The organism is Kribbella polygonati, from assembly GCF_050320105.1.
Lineage (GTDB): Bacteria > Actinomycetota > Actinomycetes > Propionibacteriales > Kribbellaceae > Kribbella.
On the sequence record NZ_CP190129.1, the window covers coordinates 8,649,937 to 8,667,431 of the forward strand.

The window sequence follows — 17,495 nt, forward strand, 5'->3', positions numbered from 1 at the left end:
CCGCAGGCCGGTCCCAGGCCGTCGGACGGGGGAGGAGGTAGGTTCTGGGCGGTGGAGGCGTTTGCGGGGCGGTTTCGGCTGATCGATCTGATCGGGACCGGTGGCATGGGCTCGGTCTGGCGGGCGTGGGACCTGCGGCGGTCGACGTACGTGGCCGCGAAGGTGCTCGGGCAGCACGACGCCGCGACGTTGCTGCGGTTCGTACGGGAGCAGTCGCTGCGGATCGAGCACCCGCACGTGATCGCGCCGCACGGGTGGGCCGCGGACGACGACAAGGTCGTGTTCGCGATGGACCTGGTCCGGGGCGGTTCGGTGGCGACGCTGCTCGGCGACCACGGCCCGCTGCCGACGGCGTACGTCGCCGTACTGCTGGATCAACTGCTGCACGGGCTGTCGGCCGTACACGCGGCCCGCGTCGTACACCGCGATGTGAAACCCGCCAACCTCCTGCTGGACGTCACCGGCACCGGTCGTCCACACCTGCGCCTCTCGGACTTCGGCGTCGCCGGCCTCCTCGACGAGCCCCGGATGACCCGCCAGAGCATGATCCTCGGCACCCCCGGCTACCTCGCCCCCGAACAACTGGCCGGCGCCGACCCCGACCCGCGCCAGGACCTGTACGCCGTAGGCGCCGTAGCCGCCGAACTCCTCACCGGCGAACGCCCCACCACCGACGGCACCCTACCGATCGCCACCGGCCCGCTGGCCGACTTCATCCACCACCTCACCGCGACCGATCCCGCCGACCGCCCCACCTCAGCCGCAGCGGCCGCCCAACTCCTCGCCACCGCAAACCTTCCCCACACCTGGCCCACCACCCCCGACGCCCCCGAGGTCTTCGACCAACTTCCACCTCTCCCACCCCGCTGGACCCCCACAGGCCCCCAACAAGCCTCCACCCCCGCCCACCAACCTCAGACCACCCCACCAACCGCCCCGGAGCCGGTTGCTCCGCACACACCTGACGCCACAGGCGCGTATCCAGCAGTTGCTCCGTCGCCTGGGGTGGGTGTGCCGGCGCCCGCTGCTCCGGCAGGTACGCCAGGTGGGGTCGGCGTACCGGCGGCAGATGCTGCGCCGGGGGAGATGGGTGGGCGTTCTCCGGCTGCTCCGGCGGTTGGGACCGGTGTGCCTGGGGCAGTCGCTTCGTCGGGTGCGCCGGCGGCCGGTGCTCCGGCTGGTACGCGAGGTGGGGTGGGTGTTCCGGCGGCGTCTGCTGCAGCGGGGGAGGTGGGTGGGCGCGCTGCGGGTGCTCCGTCGGGTGCTCCGTCGGGTGCTCCGTCGGGTGCTCCGGGTGGGGCCGGTGCGCGTGGGGCAGTTGCTTCGTCGGGTGTGCCGCCGGCCGGTGGGCCGGTTGGTGCACCGGGTGGAGGGGGCGTACCGGCTGCTTCTGCTGCTGCGGGAGAGGTGGGTGGGCGTGCTGCTGCAGGTGCTCCGGGTGGGGTGGGTGGGTCGGCGGCCAGCGGGCCGGGTGGAGGGGGCGCGTCTGCTGTGCCGGGTGTGGTGGTGGGGCGGGGGTTGTGGTGGGTGGTTTGGATTTGTTGGTTGGGGGCGGTGGGGTTGTTGGGGAGTGCTGTCTGGTTGTTGATTCGGTAAATCGGGGGACGGTGGCGGGACCCGGTGGAAGACTGCGGGGGATGGATTCGTCAGTGGTGACAGCGCCGGCCGGGGAACGGCTGCGGGAGTTGGTGGCGGCGTTGGCGGTCACGACGACGGTTGGGTATGGCGTACTGATCTACGCGTTCAGCGCGCTCCTCGGACCCATGAGCCACGACCTGGCCGTCTCCACCACGACCGTCGTCGGCGCGTCGACGACCGCGGTGCTCGTGAGCGGGCTGATCTCGATCCCGGTCGGGCGTCGGCTGGATGTGCGGGGCGGGCGCGGGCTGATGGCGACGGGCTCGGTGCTCGCCGCGTTCGCCGTACTCGGCTGGTCGCGGGTGGAAAATACCTTCCAGTTGTACGCCGTGTTCGTCCTGATCGGTGTCGCGTCCGCGATGGTCCTCTACCCACCGGCGATGGCCGTCGTGGTCTCCGTCGCCGCGCCCGCGAAGCGAACGAACTCGATCCTCACCATCACGTTGGTCGGCGGTCTCGCCAGTTCGATCTTCATCCCGCTCACCGGATACCTCGCGCTGGCCCTCGGCTGGCGTACCGCCCTCGCCGTACTGGCAGGAATCCTCGCCGCCACCACCATCCCGCTGCACCTGCTCGCCGTACCCCCACGGCAGACCCCGAAGCTCACAAGCACACGATCACCGAAGTCACCGACCAGAGTCCTCAAGGATCCCGGGTTCTGGTTCCTGGCCGGCGCGTTCGTAGTGCACAGCGCGGCCCTGGCAGCGATCTCGGTCCACCTGGTCCTCTACCTGATCACCCTCGGCCACCCGCCGGCACGGGCAGCGAGCCTGGCCGGTCTGCTCGGACTGTTGTCGGTGACCGGCCGCCTCGTGACCAGCGTCTCCGCCCGGTGGTTGCCGATGGCGACGATCACCTCGCTGATCCTGACAGTCCAGGGCATCGCGATCGCACTGCTACCGGTGCTCGGTCGGCAGGTCGCGGGCGCGATCGGGTGCCTGGTGCTGTTCGGGCTCGGGTTCGGGGTGTCGTCGATCGCGACGCCGGCGATTCTGCTCGACCGGTACGGCGCGACCGGGTTCGGCACGATCGCGGGGATGCTCGGTACGCCGACCACGATCGCGAAGGCGACCGGCCCGCTGGCGGGCGCCGGGCTGGCGGAGGCGTTCGGGTACCGCCCGCTGGTGCTCTCGGTCGCGGTGGCGTGCGTGGTCGCGGCGGCCGGCCTCGCCCTGACCCGGAAGGTCCGCCCGGTGGCCACGATGTGACCTGGGTCGTGGCGGGGGTTGGCCGAGGGGGCATACTTGAGGAACGAGTGAAACCCACTCGCGTGCTCCGGGGTCGGTGTAATTCCGAGCCGGCGGTGACAGTCCGCGACCCGTGACTTCGCAAGAAGGAGCGGTTGACCTGGTGGAATTCCGGGACCGACGGTGAAAGTCCGGATGGGAGGCGCACGCGGTCGGCGGGTGTGCTCTGGCGCCCGGCGGCGCGGAGCGTGGGCGGTAGGCCCGCGGGACGCGGCGGCGAGGGTCCGGCGACGGACCTGGCGCTGGGACCGGCAGGTTCCAGCGAAGGCGACCGAGCAGATGTGCCGAGCGAGGCCCCGGCAGTGCGTCCGTGACGACGAGGGGCCCGAGTAGTGAACGACGTGTCGCCGATGGATGTCGCCTGGATGCGGCGTGCCGTCGAGCTGGCCGCGCGTGGCACCGGCAGTACGCATCCCAACCCGGTCGTGGGTTGTGTGATCACCGCGCGCGACGGGCATCCGGTCGGCGAGGGATTCCATGCCGTTGCCGGCGGCCCGCACGCGGAGGTCGAGGCGCTCCGGATGGCAGGTGACCGGGCCAGGGGCGGTACGGCGTACGTGACGCTGGAGCCCTGTAACCACACCGGCCGGACCGGTCCGTGCGCGGACGCGCTGATCGAGGCGGGTGTCGCGCGCGTGGTGTACGCCGTACCGGATCCGAACCGTACGGCGGCCGGCGGCGCGGACAAGCTGCGCAGCAAGAACCTCGACGTCGTCGAGGGCGTGCTGCGGGCCGAGGCGGAGGCGGTCAACCACGTGTGGCTGCACAGCGTCCGGGTCGGGCGGCCGTTCGTGACCTGGAAGTTCGCGACCACGCTCGACGGGCGGTCGGCGGCGCCGGACCGGACGAGCAAGTGGATCACCGGCCCGCTGGCGCGCGCCGACGTACACCGGTTGCGGGCGGAGTGCGACGCGATCGCCGTCGGTACGCAGACGGTGCTCGCCGACGACCCCGAGCTGACGGTTCGGGACGAGAACGACGTACCCGCGGCGCGGCAGCCGTTGCGGGTGGTGGTCGGCGATCGGGAGATCCCGGCGACCGCGCGGGTCCGCAACGACCGTGCGGAGACGTTGCTGCTGCCGACCCACGATCCCGCCGAGGTGCTCCGGCAGCTGGACGACCGGCAGATCCGGCACCTCTGGCTCGAAGGCGGCCCGACGCTGGCCGCCGCGTTCCTGCGCGCCGGGCTGGTCGACCAGATCGTCGCGTACGTCGCCCCGGCCGTGCTCGGCTCGGGGTACGCCGCGGTCGGCGATCTCGGCGCGGAATCGATCGACCACCTGCTGCGGTTCAACCTAGCGGACGTCACCCGCCTCGGCGACGACGTCCGGCTGACCCTGGTTCCTCTGGGAGGAAAGTAGATGTTCACCGGCATCATCGAAGAACTCGGCACGATCGAGTCGCTGGAGCTGCTCGACGGCGACGCGGCCCGGCTGACGATCCGCGGCCCGCGGGTCACCGAGGACGCGGCGCACGGCGCGTCGATCGCGGTCAACGGCTGTTGCCTGACGGTGGTCGAGTACGGCGGCGGCGTGTTCACCGCGGACGTGATGCGCGAGACGCTGCAGCGCACCAGCCTCGGCGGCCTGGAGAAGGGCTCGCCGGTCAACCTGGAGCGGGCGGTCGCCGCGCACGAACGGCTCGGCGGGCACATCGTCCAGGGGCACGTCGACGGCACCGGCACGATCGCGTCCCGGACGCCGGGTGAGCGCTGGGAGGACGTCCGGATCGCGACCTCGCCGGAGATCCTGAAGTACGTCGCCGAGAAGGGCTCGATCGCGATCGACGGGGTGTCGCTGACGGTCACCGACGTCGACGACACGACCGGGACGTTCGGGGTCAGCCTGATCCCGACGACGCTCGAGCTGACCGTGCTCGGCACGAACAAGGCCGGCGACACGGTGAACCTCGAGGTCGACGTGATCGCGAAGTACGTCGAACGCCTGCTGACCGCGGGCGTCACTCCCTCTTCCGTTGCTGGAGGCAACAAGTGAACCCGATCGACTGGCTGTTGACCTCCCAGGTCACGATCGCCGGCTCGCCGGTGCTCGTCCGGGAGATCGTCGGCAACGTGTTCGGCCTGGCCAGCGCGCTGTTCGGGATGCGCCGGCTGGTCGCGGCGTGGCCGGTCGGCATCGTCGGCAACGTGCTGCTGTTCACGGTGTTCGTCGGCGGCATCTTCGACACCCCGCAGGACAAGGACCTCTGGGGCCAGGCCGGCCGCCAGGTGTTCTTCGCGATCATCAGCCTGTACGGGTGGTACCGCTGGTACCAGACCCGGCACCACGGCGCCGCGCAGGCCGTCCAGCCGCGCTGGGCGACCGCCCGCCAGCGGCTCGAACTGCTCGGGATCGGCGTCGTCGTCTACGCGATCGCGTACTTCGTGCTGAAGGCGCTCGGCTCGTGGGGCCCGCAGTGGGACGCGTGGATCCTCACCGGGTCGATCCTCGCGACGTACGGGATGGCCCGCGGGTTCGTCGAGTTCTGGCTGATCTGGGTGGCTGTCGACGTGGTCGGCGTACCGCTGCTGGTGCAGGCGAAGTTCTACCCGTCGGCGACGATGTACGTCGTGTACGGGCTGTTCTGCGTAATCGGGTTCGCGTCATGGTGGAAGATCCAGAACCGCGAGCGGACCGCAACTCCCGAAGCTGTGGTGGTGGGCTGAGATGGGAACCGTGCTGAAGCTCGACACGATCGAGCATGCGATCGAGGAGATCCGCGCCGGCCGGCCGGTGATCGTGGTCGACGACGAGGATCGGGAGAACGAGGGCGACCTGATCTTCGCCGCGTCCAAGGCGACGCCGGAGCTGCTGGCGTTCCTGATCCGGTACAGCTCCGGCGTGGTGTGCGTGCCGATGGAAGGCGCCGAGCTCGACCGGCTCGGGATCCCGCTGATGACGCCGCACAACCGCGAGCGGATGCGGACGGCGTACACGATCTCCGTCGACGCCCGCGACGGGATCAGTACCGGCATCTCGGCGGCCGACCGGGCGCGGACCATTCGGGTACTCACGGATTCGGCGTCGGAGTCGTACGACCTGGTGCAGCCGGGGCACGTCTTCCCGTTGCGCGGGCGCGACGGCGGCGTACTGGTCCGTCCCGGGCACACCGAGGCGTCGATCGACCTGGCGCGTCTTGCCGGGCTGACGCCGGCCGCGGTGATCTCCGAGCTGGTGAACGACGACGGGACGATGAAGCGCGGGCAGGACCTGCGCGAGTTCGCGGACGAGCACGGGCTGGTACTGGTGTCGATCGACGACCTGATCCGGTACCGGCGGCGGAACGAGACGCAGATCGAGCGGGTCGCGACCACGACACTGCCGACGCAGTACGGCGATTTCGTTGCCCACGGCTACCGGAACACGGTGGACGGGTCGGAGCAGCTCGCGCTGGTCCGTGGCCCGCTGAACGACGGGCCGACGTTGGTGCGGCTGCATTCGGAGTGCCTGACCGGTGACGTGTTCGGGTCGCTGCGGTGCGACTGCGGGCCGCAGCTGGACGAGGCGCTGCGCCAGGTGGCGGCCGAGGGCGGTGTGGTCGTGTACCTGCGCGGACATGAGGGGCGCGGGATCGGGCTGCTGCACAAGCTGCAGGCGTACGAACTGCAGGACGCCGGGCGGGACACGGTCGACGCGAACCTGGACCTCGGGTTGCCGGCGGACGCGCGCGACTACGGGACCGGGGCGCAGATCCTCGCCGACCTCGGCGTGAAGTCGGTGCGGCTGCTGACCAACAATCCTGACAAGCTGGCCGGGGTGCAGGGGTACGGCATCGAGGTCGTCGAACGGCGCGGCATCTCCATCGACCCGACCGAACACAACCTGCGCTACCTGCGCACCAAACGCGACCGGATGGGCCATCACCTCCCCGATGGCCTCCTGACCGAAGAGAACGGAGCCGGCTGATGTCGGGCAGTGGAGCACCCACCATCGAGGTACCCCGCGCCGAAGGCGCCCGTGTCGCGGTCGTCGCCGCGCAATGGCATCCGAAGGTGACCGACGGTCTGCTGGCCGGCGCTCTCCGCGCGCTCGAGGACAGCGGCGTCACGGACCACACCGTCGTCCGCGTCCCCGGCTCCTTCGAGCTGCCCGTGGCGTCGCTGCATGCGGCCAAGGCCGGGTACGACGCTGTGGTGGCGCTGGGCGTGGTGATCCGCGGCGACACCCCACACTTCGAGTACGTCTGCCAGGCGACAACCGAAGGCCTGATGCAGGTCGGCGTGACCACGGGCGTGCCCGTAGGCTTCGGCGTCCTCACCTGCGACAACGACCCTCAGGCCCTGGACCGAGCCGGCCTCCCCGACAGCCGCGAAGACAAAGGCTACGAAGCCACCCAAGCCGCCCTCTCCACCCTCACCGCAATCCGCCAACTGGGCTAGTGCGCGTGGGGTGATAAGCCCCACGCGTGCTACGCGGCCGCTAGCTTCGTCGCGCTGCTCCTCAGACGCGTCCGCTCCGCGCGCTCCCACCCACCCACCGGCTGGCGCCGGCTTTTTGCCGGCTGCCGCCGGCGAGTGACTGCTTGGCGGACGCCCGTGGGTGGGGAGGCGGGGTGATGGGTGGCAGCTGTGGACATGGATGGCACCGGCCCGTGGGGCGAGGAGGCGGGCGGTGAATGACAACGGCGGTACATCGCAGTTCACGCAGGATGACTGTCGACGTGCGCAGCCGACGGGACGAGGGGGTCAGCCTCCGAGTAGCTGGTAGTCGTTCCTGATTCTCAGCAGTTCACGCCGCGCTTCATCGCCTGTTGAAGCGACAGCCTCGAGGCTGTCGAAGAGCTGCTGGTACAGGCCGACGTCGTCAGGCGAGTCGAGGACAGCGGAGGCTACTTCGGTGCCGACGACCACGGCCACGGCGTCGTAGATGTGGAATGCATGAGTGCAGAAGACAGCGACCGGTGTGGTCCAGGGAATGACTCCCAGGCGCACCCCTGGTCGCCGCGACGCTGTGATGATCGCGTCGAGCTGTTCGGTCATCACGTGTGGATCGCCCGCCTGCCATCGCAGCGCACCTTCCGTGATGATGAGCGTGAACTGCTTCGACTCGTCGTCGAGCGCTTCGCCACGATCGATGCGCGCCGCGACTGCCGAGTCGCGGTTCTCGTCCGACAACCCGTCGCCGAACACCAGCCTGGCGTACCGTCGGGTCTGGAGGATTCCAGGGACCATCGCCGGCTGAAAGCTGCGCAGCACGGTTGCCTTCGACTCCAACTGGCCGAACTGGCGCTGGAGCTGCGCAGCGCCACGCGTCATCACAACCCTTGACAGCCGGCTCTCCGTCTTCAGCTCTGCCGCCAGCCTGATCAGGTCGTCGCGTTCGTCTGCCGGCACGCCGTAGACGTCGCAGAGCGTTCGAACATCGTCTGGGTCGGCGCGAAGCTTCCCGTTCTCCAGCTTGGAGATCTTGGACTGACTGACACCGGCCAGACGCGCAGCTTCGACACCGCCGAGACCGGCACGGTGCCGGAACTCACGCAGCACGCCTGCTAGATCGCGACCACTCGAAGTGTCGTCCATACCAGTCATACGCGGCCGGGCTTCTCCTACTCTCGGTGGTTGGCTCGCCAGTACTCGGGATGCTGGTTCCACCACGCATCGAAGTCCGTGCCGGCTGCGAGTGCGGCATCGCGGGTCCGACGATACGGTACGACGTCGTCCGCGAGGCTCGCGCCGAGATACACGCCCTGTGCGTCGTAGTGCATCCGCAGGACGGTCTGGTCATCCATGAGCCAGAAGTCCTCGAGTATCTCGATCCCAGTGGGCAACTCGGTCTCGGTGAGGTCGAGGATGTGGATCTGTTCCCCGGCCGCCGCGTTCGGGACGTATCCCCACTCGCATTCGTAGCGAAGGTAGCCGGTCAGGGGAGTGCGCAGGACGTGGACACGGTGGCGGAGTTTTCCTGCAGCTCGTTCGCTGCGTAACTCGTCGAGCCATGGCCCCTTCCGGTCCGGGTCCGGGTCGGGCTCACCGGCGATATAGCGCGCGACGTCACCGCCGTCCGAGCCGACGTCATAGTGATCGAGCGTTTCGAGGCGGAAGGCGCTACGTCGATAGCCTTCGAAGATCGCGTCGACCTCGTCCTCAGGCAACATCAACGGCTCTCCCAAAGACTTCTGGGGAACCGGATGACGACTTCATCCGGTCCGGCCGTTGCCAGCAGCTCGTCGTCATCTCGGACGATCGAGCCGACAACGTAGACGGAGTCCGGATCGCTGTCCTTGGCCCAAGCGGCTGGACAGGTCTTCTTGTCTGGGCACTCATCACCGGCAAGTCGTCGCAGCTCTGACATCGGTCATCCTCCGTCGATCAAGGGCAGTGTCAGGGTCAGTCTACATAATTGCTCACAGGATTGGAATATGACGCCAAGAAGTCCCGATGGCGACTTGATATTCCAAGTAACCTAGGAATACTCTCTTCCGGTCGTGCTCTCTCGAGCCTCGACGGATACCTCAGGCAGGCTCCAGGGAGCGCAGATGAGCGAAGCGAGATCAACGCCGACGGGGGACGTACTCGACGAGGTGCGCAGAACCCTCGATGAGCGACGGCCCGCGGAGGAGACAATGCGGGCGATCCGGCGCCTCCTCGAGCCTGAGGCCGTGCGGAGGCCCGTCGAGTTCACTGATCGTGGCTGGCCGGTCCTGCGGCCGGCCACGGACCATGCGTCAATGGCTGGGCGCACTTCGCTCCACGGCGAGAGTGTGCACGCTGCCGGCGACCAGTCGTAGCAACTGCGGCTCCGGCAACGTCCATCCGTGGACCGAGGTTCCCGGACACAGGCAAGGGACATTCATATGGCACACCCACCATCGGATGAGCGGTACGCCGGGGAGTTGGCCGAGACTGCCGCTGCGGATCCGGCCTACTGGTATGCGTGCGGGTTCATGGACGGCAACCCGCCGCTCGGCGGTCTGCTGCTGGCATACCTTGCAGATGAGTTTCCGCCAGGTGCCGATGCCGATCACGGAGATGTCGCGGTTGCCGTCATGGCGCGGATGTTCGCCGATGCGTTCGCCTGCTGCCCGCACAGGCATGTCGAGCTCGCCTTCATGCAGTGGATGGGTCGCGCCCTGCCTGTGGAGTGGTCTGCCGCGTCTGGTCCTGATCTATCCGCCCGACCGTGAGGAGCAATCAGGCGGGGGATGGTTCCACACTCACCATCCATTACCTGCCCCTGCGCCCACAGGCCGCGCCAAGGGCCCACAGTCGCCACCGGCCACCCTGCATTTCACTCGCGGGCCTCCGCCTAGCAGTCACACGCCGGCGGCAGCCGGCAAAAAGCCGGCGCCAGCCGGTGGGTGGGTGGGAGCGCGCGGAGCGGACGCGTCTGAGGAGCAGCGCGACGAAGCTAGCGGCTGCGGAGCACGTGGGGGCTTATTCCTCCACGCGGGTGTGTTCCATGTACCAGTTGACGGTCCAGGTGTTTCCGCCGTCTGTGGAGAAGGATTGTTCCCAGGCGGCTTTGTCTGTGCCGGGTGTCCAGAGGAAGCGGACGTCGATCGGTTCGCCTTCCCACACGTCGGGGCCTTCGAAGGTGCCGGTGTCGTTGGTGAAGGAGCCGATGACTGGGGTTTCCAGTTGGCCGCGGGTGCTGTTGATCCAGTGGATGGACCAGGTGCGGGTCGCCGGGTTGAACAACCGGAACGTCGCGCCGCGGAAACCCTCGCTCGGGAACCAGCCTTCGTCGAAGCTGATCGCTCCGTCGAAGTACGTCGTGGCCTGCATCGTCGCGTCGTGTTCGTACCAGGTGAAGGGCTCTCCGAGGACTGGCCGCCGGCGGCGGTTGTGGAAGGACCAGCGGCCGATGAGGAAGTCGAAGTTGTCGGTGACTTTCGGGATGTCGAGCGCCGGCGGCGGAGTCGGCCGCCGCCTGAAGTCCATGATCCAGTTGGTTTCCCAGGTCGCGCCGCCGTCGGCGGAGTACGCCTGCTCCCAGTGCGCGGCCTCCGCGGTGATGTCGGACCACTCGTAGCTGCATAGGATCGGTCGGCCTTCGTGTGTGTCCTCGCCGACCAGCCGGCACCGCGTCCCGTCGGCGGACCACCCGCCGTGCACCGGCGGATACAGCTCCATCGTGGTGCTGTTGACCCACCAGATGCTCCATTGCCTGCTCACCGGATCGAACAGCCGCAGCGAGAGGCCGTACGTCCCCTTCGTCGGGAAGCGCATCTCGTCGATGCTGATCTGGCCGTCGAAGTACGTCCGCGCGCTCGTGGTTCCGTCGTACTCGAGCCACTCGTCGCATCCGGCGAAGGCCTGCTTCAGTGTGCGGTGGTGTACGTCGAAGTACCCGTTGAGGAAGTCGAAGTCCCCGGTCACCTTGTCCATGCGTCCAGCGTGCGAGCAAAACCTGACAACCCATGGCAGTGATCCGAACTAACCTCGGTGTATGCGTTCGAGCCGGCTGCTTTCGATCCTGCTGTTGCTGCAGACGCGTCGGCAGCTGACGGCGCGGGAGCTTGCTGACGAGCTCGAGGTGTCGCTGCGGACGATCTACCGCGACGTCGAGGCCCTCGCGGCTGCAGGTGTCCCCGTGTACGCCGACCAGGGCCGTGCAGGCGGGTATCGCCTGGTGGAGGGCTACCGCACCCGCCTGACCGGCCTGACCGAACAGGAAGCGGCTGCCCTGTTCCTGGTCGGTATGCCCGGTGCTGCCGCAGCACTCGGGCTGACGGCCGAGACGAGTGCGGCCGAGCTGAAGCTGCTCGCAGCGCTCGCCCCGGACCAGCGGGACCGGGCTGGTCGCTTGAAGAACCGCTTCCACCTGGACCTGCCCGCTTGGTACCAGGATGCAGAGAACTCACCACAGCTCGCAGCCGTCGCCGACGCCGTACTGCACGACCGCCGTGTCCGCGTGCTGTACCGCAGGTGGGAAGAGCCCCGCGAGGTCGAGCGGCTGCTCGAGCCGTACGGCCTAGTACTCAAGAACGGCAGCTGGTACGTCGTAGCCGCAACAGCCGGCGGACTACGCACGTACCGCGTTTCCAACATCCTGGAGCTCACACCGACCGACGAGCAGTTCGAACGCGCTGACGGCTTCAACCTGGCGCAGTACTGGCAAGAACACCTGGAGGGGTTCGACAGGACACGCTTCACCGCGCAGGCGGTCCTCAAGGTGTCAGCCAGGCTGGCCGGGAGGACGTACGACATCTCGTATCCGGCACTCGTCAAGGCCGTCGCGGCCGCCGTACCGGAGCCGGACGGGAGCGTTGTGGTGACGGTCCCGATCGAGTCGGTGCAGAACGCTGCAGCCACGCTGAGCCGCTTCGGTGACGCCCTAGAGGTGCTGGAGCCGCAGGAGCTCCGGGCTGAGCTGAAGGAGCTCGGCCGGAAGCTCCACGACCTCTACTCCTGACCCAGCTCCCCGTTGGCTCGCTGCCCGGCCTCCGTGCTGCGCCTTAGGAAGTCAGCGATGACCGTGAGCTCAGCCTCGCTGTAGTCCTCGAGTACGTCGTCCATCGCGCCGATCATCGGCTGGTACAGCCGGAAGACCTCCGTACTGCGGTCCGGAAGCACCCGGATCGCCACGCTCCGTCGGTCCGCGCGGGCGCGGTCGCGGGCGATCCAGCCGCCGCGTTCGAGCCGGTCGAGGATGCCGGTCAGCGTGGCCGGGTGCAGCCCGGCCTGGCGGGCGAGGGCGCTCGGGGTGAGCGGTCCGTTGCGGGCGAGGACGTCGAGGCAGTCGAGGTCGACGTCCTTGAGCGCCAGCTTGCCGCCGATCTGGTGGTTGAGCAGCGCGAGCTGGATCCGCAGATCGCGGAGCGCGGCTTTGATCTCGTTCCCGGTCCGCCGGCGGTGCCGTACGTCACCTTGTTCTGTCTGTTCCATATATTATGATTTCCGTACTATATGAGTTGCAGATGAGATTACGGTAGCGCACAGGAGGCGGTTCGGATGCGGATCACGGTGTTCGGCGCGACGGGCGGGATCGGCGGCCACGTCGTACGGCAGGCGCTGGCGGCCGGCGAGAAGGTGACGGCGGTGGTCCGTACGTCGTCGGCGTTCGACCTGGAGCACCCGTCGCTGGAGGTCGTCCGGGTGCCCGGGCTGGACGCGGCGGCCCCGCTGCGCGAGGCGATCGACGGCAGTACGGCGGTCATCTCAGGCGTCGGCGCCCGCGGGCGAAAGGACGGGCCGGTCGCGTCCCGCAGTACGAAGTCGATCCTCGCGGCGATGGACGCGGTCGGCGTACGGCGGTTCGTCGCGGTCAGCGCGGCACCGCTCGGGCCGACGCCCGGGGACTTCCTCAACAAGCGGGTGGTGTGGCCGCTGATCAACGCGTTCGCGGCCGAGGTGTACGCCGACCTGCGGGTGATGGAGGCGGACATCATGGGCAGCGCCGCGGAGTGGACGATCGTGCGGCCGCCGAAGCTCAACGGCAAGCCGTTCACCGGGCACTACCGGACGGAGGCCGGTGGGACCGTCAGCCGTGGGTATCTGATCTCGCGTGCCGATGTGGCCGACCTGATGCTCAAGTCGCTGAGTGACCCGGCGTTGGTGCGTCGGCCGGTTGGCGTTGCGTACTGAGGTCGCGCGACAGGTGGGAACGGCGGAGGCCGTGGGTGAGTAGGTAGCGCAGGTCAGGGGCTGTGTCGTACATGAGTTGGGTGTGGAAGTAGTTCACGTACTCCAGGACGGCGGCTGCGGTGAAGACCAGGCCTGGTGCGGTTTTGGCGCCAGGGTGCTGTAAGAGCGACCAGATGGTGTAGACGCCGCCGGCAGCCAGCAGTAAGAGGTTCCAGCGGCGGGCGTGGGTGAACCAGCGCGCGCCAGGCAGGGGGCTGCGGGGGCGTTGGCGGAGCTTGAGGTGCCAGTAGGCGGCGCCTTGGAGCAGCAGCAACGAGAAGAGCGCGTAGCCGGTGAGGTTGGCGGCTGTTGCCGGTAGGTCGACGACTTGGAACCAGATGACGTACTGCAGGGGGATGTTGACGAGTTCGAGGGTGGCGAGGGAGCGGAGGCGGCGGGTGATCCGGGAGCGGGTCACGCGGGCGGCCGGATCCTGTGGTGGGGGACCGCTTGGGCGGTGCGGTTGCGGAAGCCGGTAGTGGTTCGGGCCATGGTGAGGGAGTTGAGGAGGGCTTCCTCGACCGATTCGGTGACGGCCTGGAACGGGGTACGGAGGTCGCGGTCGGCGTAGGACGGCGTACGGCTGGTGGTGAAGGCGATCGCGTAGTCGCCGGAGCCGGGGGCGTAGTCGGAGCCGACGCGGGCCATCGCGAAGATCGCCCGCCGCGCGAGGCGGCCGAGCTGGCGGGAGTCGAGCGGGAGGTCGGTCGCGACCACGATCATGCAGGAGTTGCCGTCCGCGTCGATCGGCTCGGCGGGGATCGGCCGCCCGAGCACGGTCAGCACCCCGGAGAAGTTCGCCTGCACCAACGCACCGACAGTTCCTTCAGTCAGAGTTCTGGACGAGGTGCCGATGCCGGCTTTGAAGCCTAGGGCGGCTGTGCCGGTGCCGGCGCCTTCGCAGCCTTCGAGGGGGAGGGCGGAGGAGGCGGTGTCCAGGGCGGTGTGGACGTGGGCGGGGGTGATGGGGCGGCGGCGGATGTCCGAGAGGTGGCCGTCGTTGGTCTCGCCGACGACGGGGTTGAGGCTGGTCGCCTTCGGGTCGCGGTCGAGGAGCCAGGTCACGAACGCGTCCGCGACCCGGAACGTGCTCAGCGTCCCCGTCAGCAGGATCGGCGTCTCGATGACGCCGAGCTCCTCCACCTGCGTCGTTCCGATCAGCTTCCCGTACCCGTTGCCAACAGCAACCGCCGCCGGCAGCGTCGCCTCCCAGCCGTCCGGGACGATCGCGGTAACGCCGGTGTTCACACCGTCGCCGGTGACGGTCGTCTGCCCGACACGCACCCCAGGTACGTCGGTGATCGCATTCAGCGGCCCCGTGGGCAGACTGCCGACAACCACCCCCAGCTCGCGAACTCTCCGAGGACTCTGCATCCGGTTATCGTCACCCACAGGCCGCAGCATCTCACCGGCCGGGGGTCCGCCTGCCGGACCTGGCGACGAGGGCGCTGCTGGCGCCCCGTAGGCTGGGCGGCGCGATGAAGACTTTTGACGAGCTGTTCGCCGAGTTGGGTGAGAAGGCGCGGACGCGGCCGGAGGGTTCCGGGACCGTGGCGGCGCTGGATGCCGGCGTGCACGCGATCGGCAAGAAGCTGGTCGAAGAGGCCGCCGAGTCCTGGATGGCCGCCGAGCACGAGGGCAAGGAGCGGGCCGCGGAGGAGCTGTCGCAGCTGCTGTACCACGCCCAGGTGATGATGCACGCGCTCGGCCTGGACCTCGAGGACGTGTACCGACATCTGTAGGAGCCGCCTCCACAGATCACCGGTTCACACCCCCAGAAAGGGCAGTCGCCATGCTGCGCGTCGCAGTACCGAACAAGGGCTCGCTGAGCGAAGCCGCCATCGGGATCCTCACCGAAGCCGGCTACAAGCAGCGCCGGACCACCAAGGACCTCACCCTCACCGACTCGGCCAACGAGGTCGAGTTCTACTACCTGCGCCCCCGCGACATCGCCGTGTACGTCGGCGAGGGCACCCTCGACGTCGGGATCTCCGGCCGCGACCTGGTGCTCGACTCGCACGCGGACGCGGACGTGATCATGGGCCTCGGGTTCGGCTCGTCGACGTTCCGGTTCGCCGGAAGGCCCGGGGTCGCGGACTCCGTGAAGGACCTGGCCGGCAAGCGGATCGCCACGTCGTACGCCGGGGTGCTCCAGGACCACCTCGCCGAGAACGGTGTCGAGGCGTCGGTGGTCCGCCTGGACGGCGCCGTCGAGTCGGCCGTCCAGCTCGGCGTCGCGGACGTGATCGCGGACGTCGTCGAGACCGGTACGACGCTGCGCCAGGCCGGGCTCGAGGTGTTCGGCGAGCCGATCCTGCAGTCCGAGGCGGTGCTGATCAAGCGGCACGGCGTGGACGTCCCGCCGAACGGCCTGCAGCAGCTGGTACGCCGGCTCGAAGGCGTCCTGATCGCGCGCAACTACGTGATGATGGACTACGACATCCGCGCCGAGGACGTCGACGCGGCCACCGCGGTCGCGCCCGGGCTGGAGTCGCCGACCGTCTCGCCGCTGCACCGGCAGGGCTGGGTCGCCGTCCGGGTGATGGTCCGGCGGGCCGACGCGCAGCGGCTGATGGACCAGCTCTGGGAGGTCGGCGCGCGCGCCATCCTGACCACCGACATCCACGCCTGCCGGATCTGAGATGGCGTCCCGGGACCGGCTGCTGACGTTCCATCCCCGGATCGTGTGCGCGATGTCGGCCGGGATGGGGCTGTCGCTGATCGCCGTGTTCGGGGTGATCTGGTTCCGGCTGTCGCCGGCGGACCGGGCGACGTTCGACTGGTTCCAGCGGATCACGTTGCTGGCGTTCTTCGGCGCGGTGCTGTGGATCCTGTACCGGATGTCCACGCTGCGGGTGACGGCGTACCCGGACCGCTTGCGGGTGCGGAACGTGTTCAAGTCGTACACGCTGAAATGGTCCGAGGTGACCGCGCTGCGGTTCCGCCCAGGGGACGCGTGGCTGCAGCTGTTCGATGCCGCCGACAACCGGATCGGGATCCTCGCCGTACAGGCCTCGGAGGGGGCGCGGGCGACCCGCGCCGCCAAGCAGCTGGCGGCGGTCGCCCGCGAACACGGCGCCGGCGCTAGACCGATACCTGGAACGTAGTCGTGTGGGACTCGCCCGGCCGCAGGACGATCAGGTCCTGACCGGAGCGGAACGCGTCCGGCGGGCAGGTCATCGGCTCGACGGCGAGCGCGCTCCGGCCGACCGGTTCGCCGGTGAACAGCTGCAGCCACTTCGTGTCGCTGCTCAGGACGGACCGGTTGCCGGTGTCCGGGTCGGTGAGGGTGACCGACCATGTGCCCGGCAGGTCGGTGAACGCGTTGTCGATGACGGTGGCGCCGATGCTGCGGCCGCCGCGGAAGTCGTACGCCGACCCTTCTACCGGAACCGAACCGGTCGGGGCCATCCTTTCCGACAGTTCCAGGCGCTCGGCTGCTTCGAACTCGAGTACACATTCGTCGAGCGGGCGTCCTACCGTCAGATACGGATGTGCTCCGTAACCGTACGGCGCCGCGGTCCTACCAATGTTCGTAGCGGTTGCTGTTACTTGCAGGTGATCGGTGAGGCGGTAGGTGACGCGGAGGTCGAGTTGGTGCGGGTAGCCGGGTTCGCCGTGGAGGCGGTGGGCGAGCTCGACGGTGGACTCGTCGGAGGCGTCGTCGGTGCGGTGCCAGTTCGCCCAGCGGGTGAGGCCGTGGATGGCGTTGTGCCGGGCGGGCTCGCTCAGCGCGAGGTGCTGGGTGACGCCGTCGAACGTGTACTCGCCGTCGGTGATCCGGTTCGGCCACGGGAACAGGTGCTGGCCGATCCCCGCGTGCGCCAACTCGTCCTCGCCGTACCCGAGCAGCACCGGGCGGCCCTCGTACGTGAGCCCGCGCAGCCCGCCGCCGACACTCACCACGGTCGCCTCGTACCCGCCGCCCCGCAATCCCCACTGATCACCCGAAGGCAAGACACTCATGCCGCCAATCCTCACCCAACCTGTCCACAGATGGCGAACCCGTTCGTGGTGATGGTGTAGACAGCCACCCAGGAGGTACG

General features: G+C 68.9%; 21 protein-coding genes and 1 riboswitch. Of the genes, 13 read left to right on the forward strand and 8 right to left on the reverse strand.

The features are described from left to right. Window positions 1–51: 51 nt before the first annotated feature. The 7 genes from ACQHIV_RS41715 (at window position 52) to ribH (ending at window position 7,263) form a co-directional block, all read left to right on the forward strand. Window positions 52–1,596 (forward strand): protein kinase domain-containing protein, encoded by a 1,545-nt coding sequence (locus ACQHIV_RS41715; RefSeq protein ID WP_427890242.1) that lies wholly within the window; start codon window positions 52–54, stop codon window positions 1,594–1,596. 41 nt (window positions 1,597–1,637) lie between these two features. Then, window positions 1,638–2,846 (forward strand): MFS transporter, encoded by a 1,209-nt coding sequence (locus ACQHIV_RS41720; protein ID WP_427890244.1) that lies wholly within the window; start codon window positions 1,638–1,640, stop codon window positions 2,844–2,846. Window positions 2,847–2,905: 59 nt separating this feature from the next. Continuing rightward, window positions 2,906–3,036, forward strand: a riboswitch (FMN riboswitch). Between the two features lie 199 nt (window positions 3,037–3,235). Continuing rightward, a complete protein-coding gene (ribD, locus tag ACQHIV_RS41725) occupies window positions 3,236–4,246 on the forward strand; it encodes a bifunctional diaminohydroxyphosphoribosylaminopyrimidine deaminase/5-amino-6-(5-phosphoribosylamino)uracil reductase RibD (protein ID WP_427890246.1) in 1,011 nt (336 codons plus the stop codon). Next, window positions 4,247–4,879: a riboflavin synthase gene (locus ACQHIV_RS41730; protein WP_427890248.1), complete on the forward strand. Its 633-nt coding sequence runs from the start codon at window positions 4,247–4,249 to the stop codon at window positions 4,877–4,879. After that, the gene (gene pnuC / locus ACQHIV_RS41735; RefSeq protein ID WP_427890250.1) at window positions 4,876–5,550 is read left to right on the forward strand and encodes a nicotinamide riboside transporter PnuC; all 675 of its coding nucleotides are present in this window, start codon (window positions 4,876–4,878) and stop codon (window positions 5,548–5,550) included. Before ACQHIV_RS41730 ends, pnuC begins: the two co-directional genes overlap by 4 nt. A gap of 1 nt (window position 5,551) precedes the next feature. After that, entirely contained in the window at window positions 5,552–6,790 is a 1,239-nt protein-coding gene (locus ACQHIV_RS41740) for a bifunctional 3,4-dihydroxy-2-butanone-4-phosphate synthase/GTP cyclohydrolase II (protein WP_427890252.1), read from the forward strand. Then, window positions 6,790–7,263, forward strand: coding sequence for a 6,7-dimethyl-8-ribityllumazine synthase (gene ribH / locus ACQHIV_RS41745; protein WP_427890254.1), 474 nt, complete (start codon window positions 6,790–6,792; stop codon window positions 7,261–7,263). Before ACQHIV_RS41740 ends, ribH begins: the two co-directional genes overlap by 1 nt. A gap of 306 nt (window positions 7,264–7,569) precedes the next feature. Here ribH and ACQHIV_RS41750 read toward each other — a convergent pair whose 3' ends face one another. Genes ACQHIV_RS41750 through ACQHIV_RS41760 form a run of 3 tightly spaced genes read right to left on the reverse strand, consistent with a single transcriptional unit; the run spans window position 7,570 to window position 9,175 of the window. After that, window positions 7,570–8,403: a helix-turn-helix domain-containing protein gene (locus ACQHIV_RS41750; RefSeq protein ID WP_427890255.1), complete on the reverse strand. Its 834-nt coding sequence runs from the start codon at window positions 8,401–8,403 to the stop codon at window positions 7,570–7,572. A 26-nt stretch (window positions 8,404–8,429) separates the two neighbouring features. Next, the gene (locus tag ACQHIV_RS41755; RefSeq protein ID WP_427890256.1) at window positions 8,430–8,978 is read right to left on the reverse strand and encodes a DUF6879 family protein; all 549 of its coding nucleotides are present in this window, start codon (window positions 8,976–8,978) and stop codon (window positions 8,430–8,432) included. Beyond that, entirely contained in the window at window positions 8,978–9,175 is a 198-nt protein-coding gene (locus ACQHIV_RS41760; RefSeq protein ID WP_427890257.1) for a hypothetical protein, read from the reverse strand. Before ACQHIV_RS41760 ends, ACQHIV_RS41755 begins: the two co-directional genes overlap by 1 nt. A 541-nt stretch (window positions 9,176–9,716) precedes the next feature. Here ACQHIV_RS41760 and ACQHIV_RS41765 point away from each other — a divergent pair. After that, window positions 9,717–10,007, forward strand: coding sequence for a hypothetical protein (locus ACQHIV_RS41765; RefSeq protein ID WP_427890258.1), 291 nt, complete (start codon window positions 9,717–9,719; stop codon window positions 10,005–10,007). 250 nt (window positions 10,008–10,257) lie between these two features. On the opposite strand, the gene ACQHIV_RS41770 is transcribed toward ACQHIV_RS41765, so the two are convergent. Beyond that, a complete protein-coding gene (locus ACQHIV_RS41770) occupies window positions 10,258–11,211 on the reverse strand; it encodes a hypothetical protein (protein ID WP_427890260.1) in 954 nt (317 codons plus the stop codon). 61 nt (window positions 11,212–11,272) lie between these two features. Here ACQHIV_RS41770 and ACQHIV_RS41775 point away from each other — a divergent pair, with 61 nt between their 5' ends. Continuing rightward, window positions 11,273–12,238 carry a helix-turn-helix transcriptional regulator gene (locus tag ACQHIV_RS41775; RefSeq protein ID WP_427890262.1) on the forward strand — a complete coding sequence of 322 codons (966 nt, stop codon included), beginning with the start codon at window positions 11,273–11,275 and terminating at the stop codon, window positions 12,236–12,238. Here the strand turns inward: ACQHIV_RS41775 and ACQHIV_RS41780 are convergent. Further along, complete coding sequence (locus tag ACQHIV_RS41780; RefSeq protein WP_427890264.1) at window positions 12,229–12,711, reverse strand: MarR family transcriptional regulator; 483 nt, start codon at window positions 12,709–12,711, stop codon at window positions 12,229–12,231. The two genes, ACQHIV_RS41775 and ACQHIV_RS41780, sit on opposite strands and share 10 nt — an antisense overlap. 66 nt (window positions 12,712–12,777) lie before the next feature. Here ACQHIV_RS41780 and ACQHIV_RS41785 point away from each other — a divergent pair, with 66 nt between their 5' ends. Next, entirely contained in the window at window positions 12,778–13,410 is a 633-nt protein-coding gene (locus ACQHIV_RS41785; protein ID WP_427890266.1) for an NAD(P)-dependent oxidoreductase, read from the forward strand. On the opposite strand, the gene ACQHIV_RS41790 is transcribed toward ACQHIV_RS41785, so the two are convergent. Together ACQHIV_RS41790 and ACQHIV_RS41795 are read right to left on the reverse strand one after the other, a co-directional pair. Beyond that, window positions 13,355–13,867: a hypothetical protein gene (locus tag ACQHIV_RS41790; RefSeq protein ID WP_427890268.1), complete on the reverse strand. Its 513-nt coding sequence runs from the start codon at window positions 13,865–13,867 to the stop codon at window positions 13,355–13,357. The two genes, ACQHIV_RS41785 and ACQHIV_RS41790, sit on opposite strands and share 56 nt — an antisense overlap. Next, on the reverse strand, window positions 13,864–14,823 hold the full coding sequence (locus ACQHIV_RS41795; RefSeq protein WP_427890270.1) for a P1 family peptidase: 960 nt from the start codon (window positions 14,821–14,823) through the stop codon (window positions 13,864–13,866). Before ACQHIV_RS41795 ends, ACQHIV_RS41790 begins: the two co-directional genes overlap by 4 nt. Window positions 14,824–14,927: 104 nt before the next feature. Between ACQHIV_RS41795 and ACQHIV_RS41800 the strand changes: the two genes are divergently transcribed. The 3 genes from ACQHIV_RS41800 to ACQHIV_RS41810 are packed head-to-tail and all read left to right on the forward strand — an operon-like array spanning window position 14,928 to window position 16,556. Continuing rightward, window positions 14,928–15,191: a phosphoribosyl-ATP diphosphatase gene (locus tag ACQHIV_RS41800; RefSeq protein WP_427890272.1), complete on the forward strand. Its 264-nt coding sequence runs from the start codon at window positions 14,928–14,930 to the stop codon at window positions 15,189–15,191. 50 nt (window positions 15,192–15,241) lie between these two features. Then, window positions 15,242–16,090 (forward strand): ATP phosphoribosyltransferase, encoded by an 849-nt coding sequence (gene hisG, locus ACQHIV_RS41805; RefSeq protein ID WP_427890273.1) that lies wholly within the window; start codon window positions 15,242–15,244, stop codon window positions 16,088–16,090. 1 nt (window position 16,091) lies between these two features. Beyond that, entirely contained in the window at window positions 16,092–16,556 is a 465-nt protein-coding gene (locus tag ACQHIV_RS41810) for a PH domain-containing protein (RefSeq protein ID WP_427890275.1), read from the forward strand. On the opposite strand, the gene ACQHIV_RS41815 is transcribed toward ACQHIV_RS41810, so the two are convergent. Further along, the gene (locus ACQHIV_RS41815; RefSeq protein WP_427890277.1) at window positions 16,534–17,415 is read right to left on the reverse strand and encodes an aldose 1-epimerase family protein; all 882 of its coding nucleotides are present in this window, start codon (window positions 17,413–17,415) and stop codon (window positions 16,534–16,536) included. The genes ACQHIV_RS41810 and ACQHIV_RS41815 overlap by 23 nt on opposite strands. Window positions 17,416–17,495 lie beyond the last annotated feature (80 nt).

What these genes read in the sequence shown, in the direction of transcription:
- ACQHIV_RS41770 (WP_427890260.1), bottom strand. Translation starts at nt 11,211, where the DNA reads ATGGACAAGGTGACCGGGGACTTCGACTTCCTCAACGGGTACTTCGAC.
- ACQHIV_RS41800 (WP_427890272.1), top strand. Translation starts at nt 14,928, where the DNA reads ATGAAGACTTTTGACGAGCTGTTCGCCGAGTTGGGTGAGAAGGCGCGG.
- ACQHIV_RS41730 (WP_427890248.1), top strand. Translation starts at nt 4,247, where the DNA reads ATGTTCACCGGCATCATCGAAGAACTCGGCACGATCGAGTCGCTGGAG.
- ribD (WP_427890246.1), top strand. Translation starts at nt 3,236, where the DNA reads ATGGATGTCGCCTGGATGCGGCGTGCCGTCGAGCTGGCCGCGCGTGGC.
- ACQHIV_RS41720 (WP_427890244.1), top strand. Translation starts at nt 1,638, where the DNA reads ATGGATTCGTCAGTGGTGACAGCGCCGGCCGGGGAACGGCTGCGGGAG.
- ACQHIV_RS41785 (WP_427890266.1), top strand. Translation starts at nt 12,778, where the DNA reads ATGCGGATCACGGTGTTCGGCGCGACGGGCGGGATCGGCGGCCACGTC.
- hisG (WP_427890273.1), top strand. Translation starts at nt 15,242, where the DNA reads ATGCTGCGCGTCGCAGTACCGAACAAGGGCTCGCTGAGCGAAGCCGCC.
- ACQHIV_RS41810 (WP_427890275.1), top strand. Translation starts at nt 16,092, where the DNA reads ATGGCGTCCCGGGACCGGCTGCTGACGTTCCATCCCCGGATCGTGTGC.
- ACQHIV_RS41750 (WP_427890255.1), bottom strand. Translation starts at nt 8,403, where the DNA reads ATGGACGACACTTCGAGTGGTCGCGATCTAGCAGGCGTGCTGCGTGAG.
- ACQHIV_RS41755 (WP_427890256.1), bottom strand. Translation starts at nt 8,978, where the DNA reads ATGTTGCCTGAGGACGAGGTCGACGCGATCTTCGAAGGCTATCGACGT.
- ACQHIV_RS41740 (WP_427890252.1), top strand. Translation starts at nt 5,552, where the DNA reads ATGGGAACCGTGCTGAAGCTCGACACGATCGAGCATGCGATCGAGGAG.
- ACQHIV_RS41795 (WP_427890270.1), bottom strand. Translation starts at nt 14,823, where the DNA reads ATGCAGAGTCCTCGGAGAGTTCGCGAGCTGGGGGTGGTTGTCGGCAGT.
- ACQHIV_RS41760 (WP_427890257.1), bottom strand. Translation starts at nt 9,175, where the DNA reads ATGTCAGAGCTGCGACGACTTGCCGGTGATGAGTGCCCAGACAAGAAG.
- ribH (WP_427890254.1), top strand. Translation starts at nt 6,790, where the DNA reads ATGTCGGGCAGTGGAGCACCCACCATCGAGGTACCCCGCGCCGAAGGC.
- ACQHIV_RS41780 (WP_427890264.1), bottom strand. Translation starts at nt 12,711, where the DNA reads ATGGAACAGACAGAACAAGGTGACGTACGGCACCGCCGGCGGACCGGG.
- ACQHIV_RS41775 (WP_427890262.1), top strand. Translation starts at nt 11,273, where the DNA reads ATGCGTTCGAGCCGGCTGCTTTCGATCCTGCTGTTGCTGCAGACGCGT.
- ACQHIV_RS41815 (WP_427890277.1), bottom strand. Translation starts at nt 17,415, where the DNA reads ATGAGTGTCTTGCCTTCGGGTGATCAGTGGGGATTGCGGGGCGGCGGG.